The organism is Crossiella sp. SN42 (genome assembly GCF_023897065.1).
GTDB lineage: Bacteria > Actinomycetota > Actinomycetes > Mycobacteriales > Pseudonocardiaceae > Crossiella.
The window spans coordinates 1-17,925 of record NZ_JAMHIV010000036.1; the positions used below are offsets into that span (position 1 = coordinate 1).

Genomic DNA, 17,925 nt, shown 5'->3' on the forward strand with positions numbered 1-17,925 from the left:
CGCTGGCGCGCCACGCCTCTTTCGCACAGGGGGCTCGAGTGTGACTTGAGCGGCTTCGCCTACCGTGCGCGCGTGACCGATCATGACGACATTCGTATCGTCGGGGCTTGCGAGCACAACCTCAAGGATGTGTCGCTGCGCATTCCGAAGAACAAGATCACCGTGTTCACCGGCGTCTCCGGTTCGGGGAAGTCCTCGATCGTGTTCGACACGCTGGCGGTGGAGGCGCGGCGTCAGCTTTATGGCACGTTCAGCTGGTTCATCCGCAACCAGCTGCCCAAGTACCAGCGGCCGCATGTTGCCGCCATTGAGAACCTCACTACGCCGGTGGTGGTGGACCAGAAGCCGGTGGGGGGCAACGCTCGCTCGACCGTGGGGACCATGACCGACATCTACTCGGTCATCCGGATGTTGTTCTCCCGGCACGCCACGCCTTCGTTGCCGCCGTTCATGTTCTCCTTCAACGCTCCGCAGGGAATGTGCCCGGCCTGTGAGGGGCTTGGGCAGCAGCGGCAGGCCGATGCGGATCGGATGGTGGACCGGACCAAGTCCCTTGACGAGGGCGCGATCCTGTTGCCTGGTCACAAGGTTGGCAGCCTGGACTGGCAGCAGTACGCCAACTCCGGGCACTTCGACACCGCGAAGAAGCTCAGCGACTACACCGAGGCCGAGTGGCAGATGTTGTTGCACGGCAGCGGTGGCAAGGTCACCGTGCGGACTGCCAACAGCACCAGCGCGCTGACCTACACCGGCCTGGTGGACCGCTTCACGCGGCAGAACCTCAACCGGGACCTCAGCTCGCTCAACGAGCGCAAGCGGGCCGCCATCGAGCAGTTCATCACCCTGGACGACTGCACCGCCTGCCGGGGCGCGCGGCTGAACCCGGAGGCGCTGGCCGCGACCATCGGCGGCCGCACCATCGTGGACTACACGCGGATGGAGGTCAGCGAGCTGATCCAGGTGCTCGGCGAGATCGACGACCCGGTGGCCACGCCGATCGCGCGCAGCGTGCGCACCTCGCTGGAGCGGATCGCCTCCATCGGCCTCGGCTACCTCTCGCTGGACCGGGCCACCTCCTCGCTCTCCGGCGGCGAGGCGCAGCGGCTGAAGATGGTGCGCCACCTCAGCAGCAGCCTGACCGGGATGACCTTCATCTTCGACGAGCCCAGCACCGGGCTGCACCCGGCGGACGTGGGCAGGCTCAACGACCTGCTGCGCGACCTGCGGGACAAGGGCAACACGGTAGTCGTGGTCGAGCACGATCCGGATGTCATGGAGATCGCCGATCACGTGGTGGACGTCGGCCCCGGCGCGGGCGTGCACGGCGGCGAGATCGTCTTCGCGGGCAGCTTCGCCGAGCTGCGCGACTCCGGCACCCGCACCGGCACCGCGCTGCGTCGCGGCGGCTCGATCAAGGACACCTTCCGCGCACCCACCGGGAAGCTGCCGGTGGACAACGTCTCGCTGCACAACCTCAAGGACATCTCGGTCAGCTTCCCCACCGGGGTGCTGACCGCGGTGACCGGGGTGGCGGGCGCGGGCAAGTCCTCGCTGGTCGCCGAGGCGTTCGTGCAGGCGTACCCGGGCACGATCTTCGTGGACCAGTCCGCGATCACCGCCTCCTCCCGGTCCACCCCGGCCAGCTTCCTGGACGTGATGGACCCGATCCGCAAGCTGTTCGCCAAGGCCAGCGGCGCGCAGGCCGGGCAGTTCAGCTTCAACTCCGCCGGGGCCTGCGAGGAGTGCAAGGGGCGCGGCGAGCTGGTCACCGAGCTGGCCTACATGGACCCGGTGCGGATGCACTGCGAGTCCTGCGACGGCCGCCGGTTCAAGGCGGAGGTGCTGGCGCACCGGTTGCGCGGCAAGTCCATCGCCGATGTGCTGGAGCTGACCGCCGAGGACGCGGTGGAGTTCTTCACCGAACCGGAGATCGCGGGGAAGCTGGCCGGACTGCTCGACGTCGGACTGTCCTACCTCAGCCTCGGCCAGGCGCTGAGCACGCTCTCCGGCGGTGAGCGGCAGCGGCTGAAGCTGGCCGGCCAGCTGGCCGGGACCAGCAACATCTACGTGCTGGACGAGCCGACCACCGGCCTGCACATGTCCGATGTGGACACCATCGTGGCGCTGATGAACCGGTTGGTGGACCGGGGCAACACGGTGATCGTGATCGAGCACAACCTGGACATCGTGCGCCAGGCCGACTGGGTGGTCGACCTCGGGCCGGGCGGCGGCAAGCACGGCGGACAGGTGGTGTTCACCGGCACTCCGCGCGAGCTGTTGTCCGCCAACGACTCCCGCACCGGCGAGCACCTGCGCCGGTACCTGGCCGAAGCGCTCTAGTTCGGTTCCACCCGCCTCCAAGGTGCCCCGGGAAGGCTTCGGCCGATCAAGGACCAAGCCGACCCGGGGGCACCGATGGCAGCTGAAACCTTTCCCTACGAACGGAAATGCCCGTTCTCGCCGCCGGCGCAGTACGAGGAGATCATCGGCGTCAAGCCGGTGTCCAAGGTGCGGCTGGCCACCGGGCTGGACGCCTGGCTGATCTCCGGCTTCGCCGAGGCCAGGCAGCTGCTCACCGACCCGAGGGTGAGCGCCTCGCGCAAGCACCCCGGCTACCCGTTCTACTTCGACCCGCCAGCCGAGTTCCGCACCGACACCTCCTTCATCGCCTACGACCCGCCGCAGCACACCTCCTCCCGGCGCAAGGTCGCCGCCTCCTTCACCCACCGCAGGGTGCAGCAGCTGCGCGGGGCGCTGGAGCGCAACACCGACGAGTGCATCGACAACCTGCTGGCCGCCGGTCCCGGCGCGGACCTGCACCAGCTGGTCTCGCTGCCCGCGCCGATGACCATGATCTGCGAGCTGCTCGGCGTGCCCCGCGAGGACCAGCTGTTCCTGCAGAAGCACGGCGAGAACCTCTTCGGCGGCAGCACCTCGCACGAGCAGCGCCGGGCCGCGATGGTGGAAGTGGCCCAGTACCTGGAAAAGCTGGTGCGGCAGAAGATGGTCGAGCCCGGTGACGACCTGATCAGCCGGACCATCGCCGAGTACCGCGCGGAGCAGGAGGACTTCGACGTCGCCTCGCTGGTGCACATGTGCCGGATGCTGATCAACGGCGGCCACGAGACCACCGCCAACCACATCACCATGGGCGTGGCCGCGCTGCTGTCCCACCCCGAGCAGCTGGACCGGCTGCGCGCGGACCCGGCGCTGCTCAAGCCCGCGATCGAGGAACTGGTGCGCTGGCTCAGCCTCGGCGACCTCGCGGTGCCCAGGGTCGCGCTGGCCGACATCGAGCTCGGCGGCGAGGTGATCCGCGCGGGCGAGGGCATCCTGTGCCTGCTGCAGGCGGCCAACCGCGACCCCGGCGAGTTCGACCGGCCGGACGAGCTGGACATCAGCCGCGGCAGCCGCAGGCACATCGGCTTCGGCTACGGCGCGCACCTGTGCATCGGCGCGGACCTGGCCCGGCTGGAGCTGGAGGTCGTGCTGTCCCGGCTGTTCGAGCGCATTCCCACGTTGAGCCTGGTGGACCCGGTGGAGAAGATCCCGGCCAAGGAGCGCGCGATCGTCTACGGCCTGTGGGAACTGAAGGTCACCTGGTGAACCCCTTACCCAGCCCGGAGGTGCCCGGTGCGATATGACGAGATCTACCTGCGCGCGACCGGATCTTGGCTGCCGCCCCGGCGTTCGCTGACCGAGGCGGTGGCCGCGGGCGAGTGCCCGGCGATGTCGGCCAAACGCACCGGCATGGACTCGGTGGCGGTCTCGGCGGGGGAGTCCGCGGCCGAGATGGCCGTGCTGGCCGCGCGGTCCGCGCTGGCCAGTGCCGGGTCAGGGCCGGGCGATGTGGACCTGATCCTGCACGCCGACACCTACTACCAGGGCCACGACGTCTGGGCGGTGGCCTCCTATGTGCAGCGCGAGACCGTCGGAAACCAGTGCCCGGCGATCGAGATCCGGCAGATGTCCAACGGCGGCCTGGCCGCGCTGGACCTGGCCGCCTCCTACCTGCTCGCCGGGCCCGGCCGCAGGGACGCGTTGCTCACCACCGGCGACCGGTACTGCCTGCCCGGCTTCGACCGCTGGCGGGCCGATCCCGGCACGCCGTACGGGGACGGCGGCGCGGCGGTGGTGCTGTCCCGGCGCGGCGGGTTCGCCCGGCTGCGGTCGCTGGCCACCTACGCCGACCCCGAGCTGGAACCGTTGCACCGCGGTGAAGATCCGTTCGGTGAGGCGCCGCTGTCGCACCGCACCCCGGTCAGCTTCGAGGAGGTGACCAAGGCGTTCAACCGCAAGCACGGCATGTCCTTCGCCATGCGGCGGCTGGCGCAGGGACAGACCACCGTGCTGAAACACGCGCTGGCCGAGGCCGAGCTGGAGCTCGCCGAGGCGGACTGGGTGGTGCTGCCCAACTTCGGCAGGCTCCGGCTGGAGTCGCTGTACTACGACCGGTTCGGCATCGAGCCCGCGCGCACCGCCTGGGACTGGGGCCGCACCGTGGGCCACCTGGGCGCGGGCGACCAGTTCGCCGGTCTGGACCACCTGGTGCGCACCGGGCAGGCCAGGCCGGGCGACCGCTGCGTGCTGGTCAGTGTCGGCGCCGGGTACAGCTGGGGCTGCGCTGTAGTGGAAATCGAGGAGCCCATGCCCTCGCTGGAGATCAGTCGTTCTTGAGCCGTAGTCCGGCCCGGGTTTTTACCGTCGCCACAACGGCTTTTTCCCCGCCACTGTGGAGACACCAATATGGATGGCATCGCCGTCGTCGGCATTTCCTGTCGCTTCCCCGGAGCCGCGGCTCCCGGTGAGTTCTGGCAGCTGCTCAAGGACGGGCGGCACACCATCGGCGAGGTGCCCGCACGACGGTGGCCCGCCGAGGGCCAGTTCGGCTCGTTCCTGGACGAGATCGACACCTTCGACCCGGCGTTCTTCCGCATCTCGCCCCGGGAAGCGGCCGCGATGGACCCGCAGCAGCGGCTGATGCTGGAGCTGGGCTGGGAGGTGCTGGAGGACGCCGGGATCGTGCCGGCCACGGTCGCGGGCAGCAGGCTGGGCGTGTTCGTCGGCTCCATCTGGGACGACTACGCGCAGCTGACCTACCGGCAGGCCGAGGAGGCGGCGCAGCACACCACCACCGGCATCCACCGCAGCATCCTGGCCAACCGGCTGTCCTACTTCCTGCGCGCGCAGGGGCCGAGCATGGCGGTGGACAGCGGGCAGTCCTCCTCGCTGGTCGCGGTGCACCTGGCCTGCGAGAGCCTGCGCAACGGCGAGTCCGAGCTGGCCATCGCGGGCGGGGTGAACCTGGCCCTGCTGGCCGAGACCGCGGCCATCTCGGCGGCCTGGGGCGGACTGTCCCCCGACGGCCGCTGCTACACCTTCGACGCCAGGGCCAACGGCTACGTCCGCGGCGAGGGCGGCGGCGCGGTGCTGCTCAAGCCGCTGGAGCGGGCGGTGGCCGACGGGGACGACATCTACTGCGTGATCCGCGGCAGCGCGGTGAACAACGGCGCGGGCAGCGGCCTGACCGTGCCCAGCGAGCAGGCCCAGGGCGCCGTGCTGCGCGCCGCCTACGCCTACGCCTGCGTCGAACCGGGCGAGGTCCAGTACGTCGAGCTGCACGGCACCGGCACCAAGGCAGGCGACCCGGTGGAGGCGGCCGCGCTGGGCGAGGTGCTCGGCGCGCGGCGATCGGGGCCGCCGGTGCAGGTCGGCTCGGTCAAGACCAACATCGGCCACCTGGAAGGCGCGGCAGGCATCGCCGGGCTGATCAAGGTCGCGCTGAGCGTGCGCCACCGCGGTCTCCCGCCCAGCCTCAACTTCCGGGAACCCAACCCGGCCATCGACCTGGACCGGCTGAACCTGGCCGTGCGCCAGGACTTCGGCGACTGGCCGGAGCCGGACCGGCCGCTGGTGGCCGGGGTCAGCTCCTTCGGCATGGGCGGCACCAACTGCCACCTGGTGGTCACCGACTGGCCGCGGCCGGAAACCCTGGTGGGACGCGGAGATCCGGCCGCGCCCTGGGTGCTCTCCGGACGGACCGAGGCGGCGCTGACCGCCCAGGCCCAGCGGTTGCGCGAGTTCGTGCTGGCCGGCCCCGAGCTGGACCCGGCCGCGGTGGGCCGGGCGCTGCTGGGCACCAGGACGGTGTTCGAGCACCGCGCGGTGGTGCTGGGCGAGGACCAGGAGCAGCTGCTCGCCGGCCTGGCCGAACTGGCCGAGGGCAGGCCCGCGCCGGGCGTGGTGCGCGGGCGGGTCGCCGAGGGCGTGCCCGCGATGCTGTTCACCGGCCAGGGCGCGCACCGGCCGGGCATGGGAGGTGAGCTGTACCAGGCGTTCCCCGAGTTCGCGGCCGCCTTTGACGAGGTGTGCGCCGAGCTGGACCCGCTGCTGGGCCGCCCGCTGCGCGAGGTCATCAACTCCGGTGAAGGCCTGGACCAGGCCGAGTTCGCCCAGCCCGCGGTGTTCGCGGTGGAGGTCGCGCTGTTCCACCTGGCCCGCTCGCGCGGCATCGAACCGGCCTTCCTGGCCGGGCACTCCATCGGTGAGCTGGCCGCCGCGCACGTGGCCGGGGTGCTGTCGTTGCCCGATGCCTGCGCGCTGGTGGCCGCCCGTGGCCGCCTGATGGGCGCGCTGCCGACCGGCGGGGCGATGGTCGCGGTCTTCGCCCCCGAGGAGGAGGTCACGCCGCTGCTGGCCGGACACGAGGACCGGCTGGGTATCGCGGCGGTCAACGGTCCGCGCGCGGTGGTGCTCTCCGGCGCGGCCGACGTGGTGGCCGAGGTGGTGGAGCGGCTGCGCTCGCTCGGCCACCGGGCCCGGCCGCTGCGGGTCAGCCACGCCTTCCACTCACCGCTGATGGAGCCGATGCTGGCCGAGTTCCGCGCGGTCTGCGCCGGACTGACCTACCACCCGCCGCGGATCCCGATCATCTCCACGGTGACCGGCGAGCCGGTGGCCCCCGACGCCGGGTACTGGGTGCGGCACGTGCGCGAGCCGGTCCGCTTCTACGACGCGGTCCGCGCGCTGCGGGCCGAAGGCGTGGGCACCTTCCTGGAACTGGGTCCGGACGCCGTGCTGGCCCCGATGGTGGCCCGCTGCCTGCCCGAGGCCGAACCCGGCATCGCGGCCGGCGTGCTGCGCAAGGGCAGGCCGGAACGGGAGAGCTTCCTGGCCGCGCTCGGCCAGGTCTTCGTCCGCGGCACCGCGGTGGACTGGGCCGGTTTCACCACCGGCGCGGGCCACCGGGTCAAGCTGCCCACCTACGCCTTCCAGCGCGAACGGCACTGGCTGGACACCGCGTCGGCCCCGGTTTCCGTTGCGCCGACTGGCCTCGCCGCAACGCTGGCTGGTATGTCCACAATGGAGCGTCAGCAGGCGGTGACCGACCTGGTCTCGGCGCAGGTCGCGGTGGCACTGGGTCTTTCGGCCGCAACCCCGGTCGAGCCGCGCACGCCGTTCACCGAGCTGGGCTTCGACTCGATGATGTCGGTCAGCCTGAGCGAGGCGCTGGCCACGGCCACCGGACTGCGCCTGCCCAGCGGCCTGGTCTACGACTTCCCCACCCCGCACGCGCTGGCCGGGCACCTGCTGGACTCGCTCACCGGCGCGGCGGAGACCGCGGCCCCCGCGCGCACCAGCGAGGTGGACGAGCCGGTGGCCATCGTGGGCATGGCCTGCCGGTTCCCCGGCGGGGTCAGCACCCCGGCGGAGCTGTGGCGGCTGGTCGCCGAGGAGGTGGACGCGATCTCCGGCTTCCCGGACAACCGGGGCTGGCCCGCGGACCTCTTCGACGCGGACCCGGCCCAGGCGGGCAAGAGCGCGGTGCGCCAGGGCGGTTTCCTGCACCAGGCCGACGAGTTCGACGCCGCCTTCTTCGGGCTGTCCCCGCGCGAGGTGCTGGCCATGGACCCGCAGCAGCGGCTGCTGCTGGAAACCGCCTGGGAGGCCCTGGAGCACGCGGGCATCGACCCGGAGTCCTTGCGCGGCAGCGACACCGGCGTGTTCGCCGGGCTGATGTACCACGACTACGGCCCGGCCTACGACCGGATGCCGGAGAACCTGGAAGGCCTGCTCTACACGGGAAACCTGGGCAGCGTGGCCTCCGGCCGGGTGGCCTACCAGTTCGGCTTCACCGGCCCCGCGATCACCATCGACACCGCCTGCTCCTCCTCGCTGGTGGCCCTGCACAACGCGGTGCGCTCGGTGCGTTCGGGGGAGTGCTCGCTGGCGCTGGCCGGTGGCGTCACCGTGATGTCCTCGCCGGGCGCGTTCCTGGAGTTCAGCCGGTTGCGCGGGCTGTCGCCGGATGGCCGCTGCCGGGCCTTCGACGCCGCCGCCGAGGGCACCGGCTGGGCCGAGGGCGTGGGCCTGGTGCTGCTGGAACGCCTGTCCGAGGCCCGCCGCAACGGGCACCGGGTGCTGGCCGTGGTGCGCGGTTCCGCGGTGAACCAGGACGGTGCGTCCAACGGCCTGACCGCGCCCAGCGGCGTGGCCCAGCAGGCGGTGATCCGGCGGGCGCTCGCCGACGGCGGTCTGTCCACTGTGGACGTCGACGTGGTCGAGGCGCACGGCACCGGCACCAAGGTGGGCGATCCGATCGAGGTGGACGCGCTGCTGGCCACCTACGGCCGCGACCGCCCCGAGGACCGCCCGCTGTGGCTGGGCTCGCTGAAGTCCAACCTCGGCCACACCCAGGCCGCGGCCGGGGTCGGCGGCGTGATCAAGATGGTGCAGGCGATGCGGGCCGGCGTGCTGCCGCGCACGCTGCACGTGACCGAGCCGACGCCGTTGGTGGACTGGTCCGGCGGCATCCGGCTGCTGACCGAGGCACAGCCCTGGCCGCGGCACGGCACCGCGCGGCGGGCCGGGGTGTCCTCCTTCGGCATCAGCGGCACCAACGCGCACCTCGTGCTGGAGGAGGCGCCCGAGCAGGAGGCCCGGTCCAGTGCCGAGCCGGAACCGGCGGCGGTGCCCTGGGTGCTCTCCGCCCGCAGCCCGGAAGCGTTGCGGGCACAGGCGGAACGGCTGCACAGCGCGGTCGACGATCTGTCCACTGTGGACGTCGGCTGGTCGCTGGCCTCGGGCCGCGCGGTGTTCGAGCACCGCGCGGTGCTGGTGGGCGATCGCGCCCAGCTGACCGAGGGCCTGTCCGCGCTGGCCACCGGCACCCCGGCCGCCAACCTGGTCACCGGGCACGCCGGGGTCAAGCGGCGCAAGGTCGTGTTCGTCTTCCCCGGCCAGGGCTCGCAGTGGGCCGGGATGGCCAAGGAGCTGCTGGCCAGTTCACCGGTCTTCGCCGCCGCGATGGCCGACTGCGAACGGGCGCTGGCCCCGCACCTGGACTGGTCGCTGCGTGCCGTGGTGTGCGGCGAGCCGGATGCGCCCGAGCTGGACCGGGTGGACGTGGTGCAGCCCGCGCTGTTCGCGATGATGGTCTCGCTGGCCGCGCTCTGGCGCGCGCACGGGGTGGCACCCGCCGCGGTGCTGGGCCACTCCCAGGGCGAGATCGCCGCGGCGCACGTGGCAGGCACGCTCTCCCTGGCCGACGCCGCCCGGATCGTGGCGCTGCGCAGCAAGGCGCTGCTGGCGCTGGCGGGCAAGGGCGGCATGGTCTCCATCCCGCTGCCCCGCGCCGAGGTGGACCAGCGACTGTCCACTTGGGACGGACAGATCTCGGTGGCCGCGGTCAACGGCCCGTCCTCCACCGTGGTCTCCGGTGACGCGGAGGCACTTGGGCAGCTCTTCGACGAACTGACCGCGGCTGGTGTGCAGGCCCGCCGGATCCCGGTGGACTACGCCTCGCACTCCGCGCACGTCGAGCTGGTCCAGCAGGAACTGGCCGAACTGCTCGCGCCGATCGAACCGCTGCCGGTGCGGGTGCCGCTGCTGTCCACGGTGACCGCCCGGTTCCTCACCGACCACGAGGCCGATGCCGGTTACTGGTACCGGAACCTGCGCCAGACCGTGCGGCTGGAGGAGGCCACCAGGGCGCTGCTGGCCGAGCAATACGACGCGTTCCTGGAGATGAGCCCGCACCCGGTGCTCACCACCGGCATCCAGGAGACCATCGAGGACGCCGGCGCCGAGGCCATGGTCACCGGCACGCTGCGCCGCGACCTCGGCGGCCCGGCCCAACTGCTGACCGCGTTCGCCACCGCGTTCACCCAGGGCGTGGCGGTGGACTGGACCGCGGCCTTCGCCGGCACCGGCGCCCACCGGGCCGACCTGCCCACCTACGCCTTCCAGCGGCAGAGCTACTGGCTCACCGCCAAAACCGGCTCCGGCGAGGTCGCACGCGCCGGGCTGAGCGCGCCCGGCCACCCGCTGCTGGGCGCCACCGTGGACAGCGCGACCGGCGGGGACACCCTGCTCACCGGCTGGCTCTCCCAGCAGGCTCAGCCCTGGCTCGCCGACCACCGGGTGCTGGACGCGGTGCTGCTGCCAGGCGCGGCGCTGCTGGAGATGGCGCTGCGCGCGGGGGAGCGGACCGGCTGCCACCGGGTGGACGAGTTGACCCTGCTGGAGCCGCTGATCCTGCCGGAGCAGGGCGGCGTGGACCTCCAGGTGGTGGTCGGCCAGCCGGATGATTCCGGTCGCCGCCCGCTGAGCGTGCACTCCCGCCCGGATTCCAGCCGCGACACCGACCGGCCCTGGACCCGGCACGCCACCGGAATCCTCGCCACCGCCACTCCGCCAGTCACCACGCCGGACTGGCCGTCCGACCCAGGCGCGGAAGTCGACCTGGCCGAGTTCTACCCCCGGCTCGCCGAGCACGGCTACACCTACGGCCCGGCCTTCCGTGGCCTGCGCAGGCTGACCCGGCAGGGCACGGACCTGCTCGCCGAGATCGAGCTGCCCGAACGACGCGGCCAGTCCGGCGAGTTCGTCCTCGACCCGGCCCTGCTGGACGCGGCCCTGCACCCCTTGCTGCTCGGCGTGATTGAGGGCACCGGCCCCGCAGTGCTGCCCTTTGCCTGGTCCGGCGTCACCGTGCACGCACTCGGCGCGCGCCCCTCCCGGGTGCGCCTGCGCCTGGACACCGACGCCACCGACTCGGTCTCCGCCACGCTCACCCTGCTCGACACCGCGGGCACCGTGGTCGCCACGGTCGACTCCCTGCTGCTGCGCCCCATCACCGCGGACGGCCTGCGCACCACCCGCCCGGACGGCCTCTACCGCCTGGCCTGGACCACCATGCCCACCGCCCCCGCGGCCACCGCCGAACCCTGGGCCGTCCTCGGCCAGGACGAGTCGCTGACCCCGGCCACCCTCGCCCGCCCGCTCGCCACACACCCGGACCTCACCGCGCTGGCCGCGGCGAGCACCGTCCCGGCCACGGTGCTGCTGCCGATCGTCGACAGCGGTGAACCCGACCTGGCCGACCGCACCACGATGCTGCTGCACGACCTCCTGTCGACCCTTCAGCACTGGCTGACCGAGGAACGCTTCACCAACTCCCGCCTCGTTGTGCTCACCCGCGAAGCCGTGGCCACCAGCACCGAGCCGGTGAACCCCGTCGTGGCCGCCGTCTGGGGCCTGATCCGCAGCGCCCAGACGGAAAACCCGGACCGCTTGGTCCTGGTGGACACCGACGGCCGCGAGTCCTCGGCCCGCGCCCTGCCCGGCGCGCTGGCCACCGGCGAAGCCCAGTTCGCCCTGCGCGACGGCGCGCTCCAGTCACCCAGACTCGCCAGAGCCGCCACCGACACCCTCACCCCACCCGCCACCGGCCACTGGCGACTGGTCCCGGTGGCGCACACCGCCCCCGACGACCTCGCACTGGTGGCACACGACCCGGAACCCCTTGGCGCAGGCCAGGTCCGGATCGCGGTGCGCGCCGCGGGCCTGAACTTCCGCGACGTGCTGATCGCCCTGGGCATGGTGCCGGAGCGCAACGTGACCATGGGCGCGGAGGGCGCGGGCGTGGTCATCGAGACCGGCCCCGGGGTCACCGACCTGGCGCCGGGCGACCGGGTCATGGGCTACTTCAACGGCGCGTTCGGCCCCGAGGCCGTCGCCGACCGCCGCCTGCTGGCCCTCATGCCCGAGGGCTGGACCTTCGCCCAGGCCGCCGCCGTGCCGATGGTCTACCTGACCGCCTACTACGGCCTGGTCGACCTGGGCAGGCTCCAGCCAGGCGAGTCGGTGCTGATCCACGCCGCCGCTGGCGGAGTCGGCATGGCCGCCCTGCAACTGGCCCGCCACCTCGGCGCCGAGGTCTACGCCACCGCCAGCCCCGCCAAGTGGAACACCTTGCGCGCCATGGGTTTGCCTGCTGACCGCATCGCCAGCTCCCGCACCCTGGAGTTCCGCGACCGGTTCCGCGCCGGCGTGGACGTGGTGCTCAACTCACTCGCTGAGGAGTTCATCGACGCCTCCCTGGGCCTGCTCACCCCGGGCGGCCGGTTCCTGGAAATGGGCAAGACCGACATCCGCGAGCCCGCCGAGGTCGAGGCCGCGCACCCCGGCGTGACCTACCGCGTCTTCGACCTGACCACCCTGGCCCGCCCCGAACCGGACTTCCCCGGTGCCGACCCGGAACGCCTGCGCGACATCCTCGCCGAGGTGCTCGTCCTGTTCGACAAGGGCGTGCTGCACCCCTCCCCGCTGACCACCTGGGACATCCGCCGCGCCAAGGAGGCGTTCCGTTTCCTGGCCCAGGCCAAGGGCGTCGGCAAGGTCGTCCTGACCATCCCGCCCACCACCCACCACACGGCGCTGATCACCGGCGGCACCGGCACCCTGGGCGCCCTGGTAGCCCGCCACCTGGCCACCCGCCACCCCGGCATCCACCTGCTCCTGACCAGCCGCAGCGGCCTCAACGCCCCCGGTGCCGCGGACCTCACCACCGAGCTCCGCGGCCTGGGCGCGCAGGTCACCATCACCGCGTGCGACACCGCCAACCGAGCCGACCTGGCCGCCCTGCTGGCCACCATCCCACCCGACCGCCCCCTCACCGACGTGGTGCACGCCGCGGGCCTGCTGGACGACGGCATGCTCACCGCACTGACCCCGGCCCAGCTGACCAACGTGTTGCGCCCCAAGGTGAACGCCGCCTGGCACCTGCACGAGCTGACCCAGCACCTGGACCTCACCTCCTTCGTGCTGTTCTCCTCCATCGCCGGGGTCACCGGCACCCCGGGCCAGGCCAACTACGCCGCCGCCAACACCTTCCTGGACGCCTTGGCCCAGCACCGCCACCACGATGGCCTGCCCGCCACCAGCCTCGCCTGGGGCCTGTGGGCGCAAGCCAGCGGCATGACCGCCCACCTGAGCCAAACCGACCTCGACCGCATGACCCGCAACGGTTTCATCCCCATCACCCCGGAAACCGGCCTGGCCCTCTACGACTCCGCCCAAACCCTGGGCGAACCACTAGTGATCACCGCTCCCCTGAACGAGTCCACCCTGCAAACAAACCCCGCCCCGCTCCCCGCCCTCTACCGCGGCCTGGTCACCCCCACCGCCCGCCGCCACACCCCAGAGTCCAAGCCCCACACCGAAACCACCCTCGCCGAACGCCTGCTCCCGCTCCCCGCTCCCGCCCGCGAACACCTGCTCATCGACCTGGTCCGCACCCACCTGGCCGCCGTCCTTGGCCACGACTCAACCGAGGACATCACCCCAGAACAGTCCTTCGACGACCTGGGCCTGGACTCCCTCACCTCAGTCGAGCTCCGCAACCGCCTCAACATTGCCACCACCCTGCGGCTGCCCACCACGGTCGCCTTCGACCACCCCTCCGCGACCGAGCTCGCCACCCACCTGCTCACCCAGCTCGACCTCCCCGAACTAGACCCGGACGCCCCGGTCCTGGCCGCCATCGCCCACCTGCGCGAACTCCTCACCGCCGCGGCCGCCGGCAACCGCCCCCTGACCCACCTCACCGACCAACTCGCCACCCTCATGCCCCAAGGAGACTGAGCAGCCGGATCAGCCCTTCTTCTTGCTCTGCCCCGGGGCCTTGTCCTTGCCGCCCTTGGCCTTCTTCCCAGGCTTGTCCAGGACGGTCGTGGGTTCGCTGTGCCGGACGGTGACCACCGGCGGCGGCGCGGAAGAGGTGGGCACCGTCGAGGTGGCAGGCGGCGGCGCAGGCGCGGTGGTGAGTGGGGCAGTGCTGGTGCCCGTCACCGGGGGAGGGGCCGAACTGTCCGACTCGGACCCCGGGGTGGCACTCCAGACGACGGCGATCGCGCCGAGCAGAACGGCCGCGCCGGTGAGCAGCGCGGTCCGGGAGAACACCGGCGTCCGCTCCGCCCCGACCTCCGCCACGTCGACCGGCAGGGTGGGACCGGCGACCTGCTCACCGCGCAGGACCCGCGCACAGTCGAGCGCGCTGGGCCGCCGCTTCGGCGTCAGCGACGTCATCATCAACAGCAGCTGGGCCAAGTCCGCGGGTAGGTCCTCGGGAATGTCGGGCGCACGGTGCAGCCGGGCAACGGCCACCTCCGCCTCGCCACCCCGGTACTCCTGCCGCCCGGTCAGACATTCCAGCAACACCAACCCCAGCGCGAAGATGTCGGCAGGCGGCCCGACCTCGGTCCCGCGAACCTGTTCCGGGGCCAGATAGGCAGCCGTGCCCACGATCTCGTCAGCCCGGGTGAACCGGGTACTGCCCAACAGATAAGCCAAGCCGAAGTCGGCGAGATGAGCATTGTCCGCGCCGTCAAAAAGGATGTTCGACGGCTTGATGTCGCGGTGCACCACATCCCGTTCGTGCACGTACGCCAGCGCCTCGGCAACCTGCGCCCCCAACCTGCGCACCACGCCCGCCGGCAGCGGCCCGTCCGCGATGCGATCGCGCAGCGTGTCCCCCTCGACAAGCTGCAACACCAGGAACATCACCCCGTCGCTGGTGCCCGCGTCGTGCACGCCGACCAGCCCGGGATGGGACAGCCCCGCCAGGGTCCGGACCTCGTTGTCAAAGCGGCGACCAGCCGCGACATCCCACCCCGGCCGGAACAGCTTGATCGCGACAAGGCGGTCGAGCACCGTGTCGTAGGCCCGCCGAACCTCCGCCGTGCCCCCGGTGCCCAGGCACTCGCCCAGCCGGTACCGCCCCGCCACCAGCTCCGCATCACACGGCACCGACACCACCGCACCTCCACCGCCCTCAGGACATGTTGGAGTGCCCGGCGGCCGACCACCACAAACCACCACCACGCCGAAGCCGAGCAGCCCGGCACCGGCCTGCTCGTGAGTGATTCCCCTATTTTCAACCACCGGACGAGGCGTGTGCGGCCCCGCCAACGCGTTCGTCCGCAGGCGCCCACTCAGGGTTTACGGAACAGCACGCGCGGAGCAAGAACCCCGAGGACCGTTCGTCAGTCGGTGATGCCGCCGTAGGCGATGACCTTGGTGGGGTGCGGGCGGACGACGACCTCGCCAGGGACGGCGTTGCGCTTGTTGGTGATCATCCGGGACGGCGGTTGCGCGGAACCGTCGCCAGGACGAGGTGGTAGGAGTCCTCGACGAGCTCGGCGACCACGTCCCGGGTGACGCCAGGGCCGGCGCCCACGGAGATCCAGTGCCGCTTGTCGAGGTAGCGGCCCGGGGTGATCGAGGTGTGCCGGTCCTGCAGTATCCAGCCGTGTTCCGGTTCCGCCTTGACGGTGATGATGAGTTCGTCCGGGTCGTCGGTGACGATCAGGAACACCTTGCCCGCGACCTTGTAGACATCCAGCTGCTCGGTGAACGGGCGCCCGTGGCCGACTCCGGGCAGCCCTCCCGCGGTCTCGCGCGCGGTGTCTTGGAGCTGCTCGCCGCTGACCGGCATGTCAGGAGCGGCGGCCGTAGGTGTGCGGGTCAACCGGCCGCTGTGACTTGGGCAGCCCGCCGACCACCAGTCGGTAGGACTCGGTCACCAGCTCCCCGACCAGCTCCTCATCGACCGCGTCCCCGCCCTCGACGGTGATCCAGTGCTTCTTGTTCATGTGGTAGCCGGGGGTGATGTGCTCGTACTGCTCCCGCAGCGCCCGGGCCTCGGCCGGGTCCGACTTCAGGATCACTACGGGGCGTCCGGGCACCTCGGTCATCAGCATGAAGACCTTGCCGCGCACCTTGAACACCTCCCAGTCCGGACCGAAGGGGTGCTCCAGGCCGGCCCCAGGCAGCTGCCCGGCGTGAGTGGCCGCGGTCTTCAGCAACTCTTCTCCGTCCATGATCATCTCCTACTGGCGACACCAGCCACTGTTCACCGGGATCGGCCATGGTCTCGAGCACGACATTGTGTCCGGCCCACAACGGGTGTGCCCAGCGTTGGCCGCCGTCCTCTATTGACCGCCGCCGCAACGCTGGTTCGCTGCATCTCACCGGTCTACAAAATCCTAGTCGGATCGGAGATCGCCGATGCTCACCCGAATCGCCGCGTGCCTGGCCGCCATCACGGTCGCAACCGGCTTCGTTCCCGCCTCCGCCCAGCCAATGGGCACCCGCGAGGTGCTGTTGGTGGGAAACAACTGGGCCGGCACCGCGGACGTCCTCGCGTCCACTTCGGACCTGCGGCCGATCGGCCGGCTCAACATCATCCCGGACAAGGAAGAGCGGTTGCGGGAGATCCACCTCGACCCGATCAAGCTCCTGTACTTCCTGGGTATCCGGACAACCGTCGGCGAGGGCCACGACCAGTTCGTCGACGACATGTACACCACGCCGGACGCCTCGGCGGTCGTCGTGTCCCGGCCGAGCTTCGCCGACGTGGTGTCCATCAGCCTGGCCTCCGGCAACATCAACTGGCGGTTCCCGGTGTCCGGCTACCGCGCCGACCACATGGCGGTGTCGCCGGACGGCACCAGGGTCGCGGTGTCCGCGTCGACGTCCAACACCGTGCACGTGCTCGACATCAAGACCGGCAAGCAACTCGGCTCGTTCGGCACCGGTGACAAGCCGCACGAGAACGTCTTCACCGCGGACGGCCGCTACCTGTGGAACATGTCCATCGGTGAGGTCAACACCGCGCTCGACGACCCGAGCCTCGACTGGACCAAGGGCGACCGCAAGATCACTGTTGTGGACACGACCACCTTCAAGGTCGTCAAGATCATCGACATGCGGGAGCGGCTGAACGCGTTCGGCCGCTCCGGCTACTCCGACGCGGTGCGGCCGGCGGCGTTCTCCCCGGACTTCTCGAAGCTCTACTTCCAGGTTTCCTTCTTCAACGGATTCCTGGAGTACGACGTGGCGAGCGACCGGATCACCAGGGAGAAGGTGTTGCCGAAGAACCCGAACACCACCGAGGACCGCACCAAGTGGGTCAACGACTCCCGGCATCACGGCATCGCGATGAGTCCCGCCGGGAACAAGCTGTGCGTCGCCGGCACCATGGACGACTACGCGACTGTGGTGGACTCCACGACCCTCGCCGAGGGCCCGCTCGTCGAGGCCTCGAAGCCGTACTGGGCGACAGTCACCGGCGACGGGACCGCCTGCGTCATCTCCGAGAGCGGCGCCGATCGGGTCACCTCGATCAACTTCGCCACGGGTAAGAAGATCGCGTCGGTGCCGGTGGGCGACCACCCGCAGCGGGTGCGGCTGGGCCACGTGCCGGCGGGCTGGACCGGAACAAGCTGAGCGTCCAGAATCCACTGTGGACGGCACAAAAAATTGGTCCCACCTGCCGGTGCAGGTGGGACCAATTCTGTATTGTGCGCCGCCAGGGACTCGAACCCCGAACCCGCTGATCAAAAGACGGCGTGGTGTCGTATCGCCTGATGTCACGTCGGTTCACCCCATGCCGTTTCCGCGGTTCGCGCCGAGTTGGGCCGCACGCTGGCATTCGACGTAAGTCCTTGTAACGCAACAAAAGGCCTCGGTCGGCTTGACCGGGGCCTTTTGTTGCGACGAAAGTGGACTCTTCCCGACACCTTCGCCTGAAAGATCCGGCCTGCCTTGACCATGCCGTAGCGGCATGGTTTCAACTGGGTC

8 protein-coding genes are annotated in these 17,925 nt (G+C 71.1%); 5 read left to right on the forward strand and 3 right to left on the reverse strand.

The window, feature by feature from the left end; all coding sequences use genetic code 11:
- The first annotated feature begins 72 nt into the window (after window positions 1–72).
- The 4 genes from M8C13_RS34885 to M8C13_RS34900 all read left to right on the forward strand — a co-directional run bounded on the left by M8C13_RS34885 (window position 73) and on the right by M8C13_RS34900 (window position 13,926).
- Window positions 73–2,340 (forward strand): ATP-binding cassette domain-containing protein, encoded by a 2,268-nt coding sequence (locus M8C13_RS34885; protein WP_252485055.1) that lies wholly within the window; start codon window positions 73–75, stop codon window positions 2,338–2,340.
- A 75-nt stretch (window positions 2,341–2,415) separates the two neighbouring features.
- Window positions 2,416–3,606, forward strand: coding sequence for a cytochrome P450 (locus M8C13_RS34890; protein WP_252485056.1), 1,191 nt, complete (start codon window positions 2,416–2,418; stop codon window positions 3,604–3,606).
- Window positions 3,607–3,633: 27 nt separating this feature from the next.
- On the forward strand, window positions 3,634–4,677 hold the full coding sequence (locus M8C13_RS34895; RefSeq protein WP_252485057.1) for a ketoacyl-ACP synthase III family protein: 1,044 nt from the start codon (window positions 3,634–3,636) through the stop codon (window positions 4,675–4,677).
- A gap of 69 nt (window positions 4,678–4,746) precedes the next feature.
- Window positions 4,747–13,926, forward strand: a complete 9,180-nt coding sequence (locus M8C13_RS34900) for a type I polyketide synthase (protein ID WP_252485058.1) — start codon at window positions 4,747–4,749, stop codon at window positions 13,924–13,926.
- A 9-nt stretch (window positions 13,927–13,935) separates the two neighbouring features.
- Here the strand turns inward: M8C13_RS34900 and M8C13_RS34905 are convergent, their stop codons facing one another.
- The 3 genes from M8C13_RS34905 to M8C13_RS34915 form a co-directional block, all read right to left on the reverse strand.
- Window positions 13,936–15,096 carry a serine/threonine-protein kinase gene (locus M8C13_RS34905; protein WP_252485059.1) on the reverse strand — a complete coding sequence of 387 codons (1,161 nt, stop codon included), beginning with the start codon at window positions 15,094–15,096 and terminating at the stop codon, window positions 13,936–13,938.
- A gap of 319 nt (window positions 15,097–15,415) precedes the next feature.
- Window positions 15,416–15,778: an MmcQ/YjbR family DNA-binding protein gene (locus M8C13_RS34910; protein ID WP_252485060.1), complete on the reverse strand. Its 363-nt coding sequence runs from the start codon at window positions 15,776–15,778 to the stop codon at window positions 15,416–15,418.
- A gap of 1 nt (window position 15,779) precedes the next feature.
- Window positions 15,780–16,163, reverse strand: coding sequence for an MmcQ/YjbR family DNA-binding protein (locus M8C13_RS34915; RefSeq protein WP_252485061.1), 384 nt, complete (start codon window positions 16,161–16,163; stop codon window positions 15,780–15,782).
- A 187-nt stretch (window positions 16,164–16,350) separates the two neighbouring features.
- Between M8C13_RS34915 and M8C13_RS34920 the strand changes: the two genes are divergently transcribed.
- Window positions 16,351–17,571 (forward strand): YncE family protein, encoded by a 1,221-nt coding sequence (locus tag M8C13_RS34920; protein WP_252485062.1) that lies wholly within the window; start codon window positions 16,351–16,353, stop codon window positions 17,569–17,571.
- Window positions 17,572–17,925 lie beyond the last annotated feature (354 nt).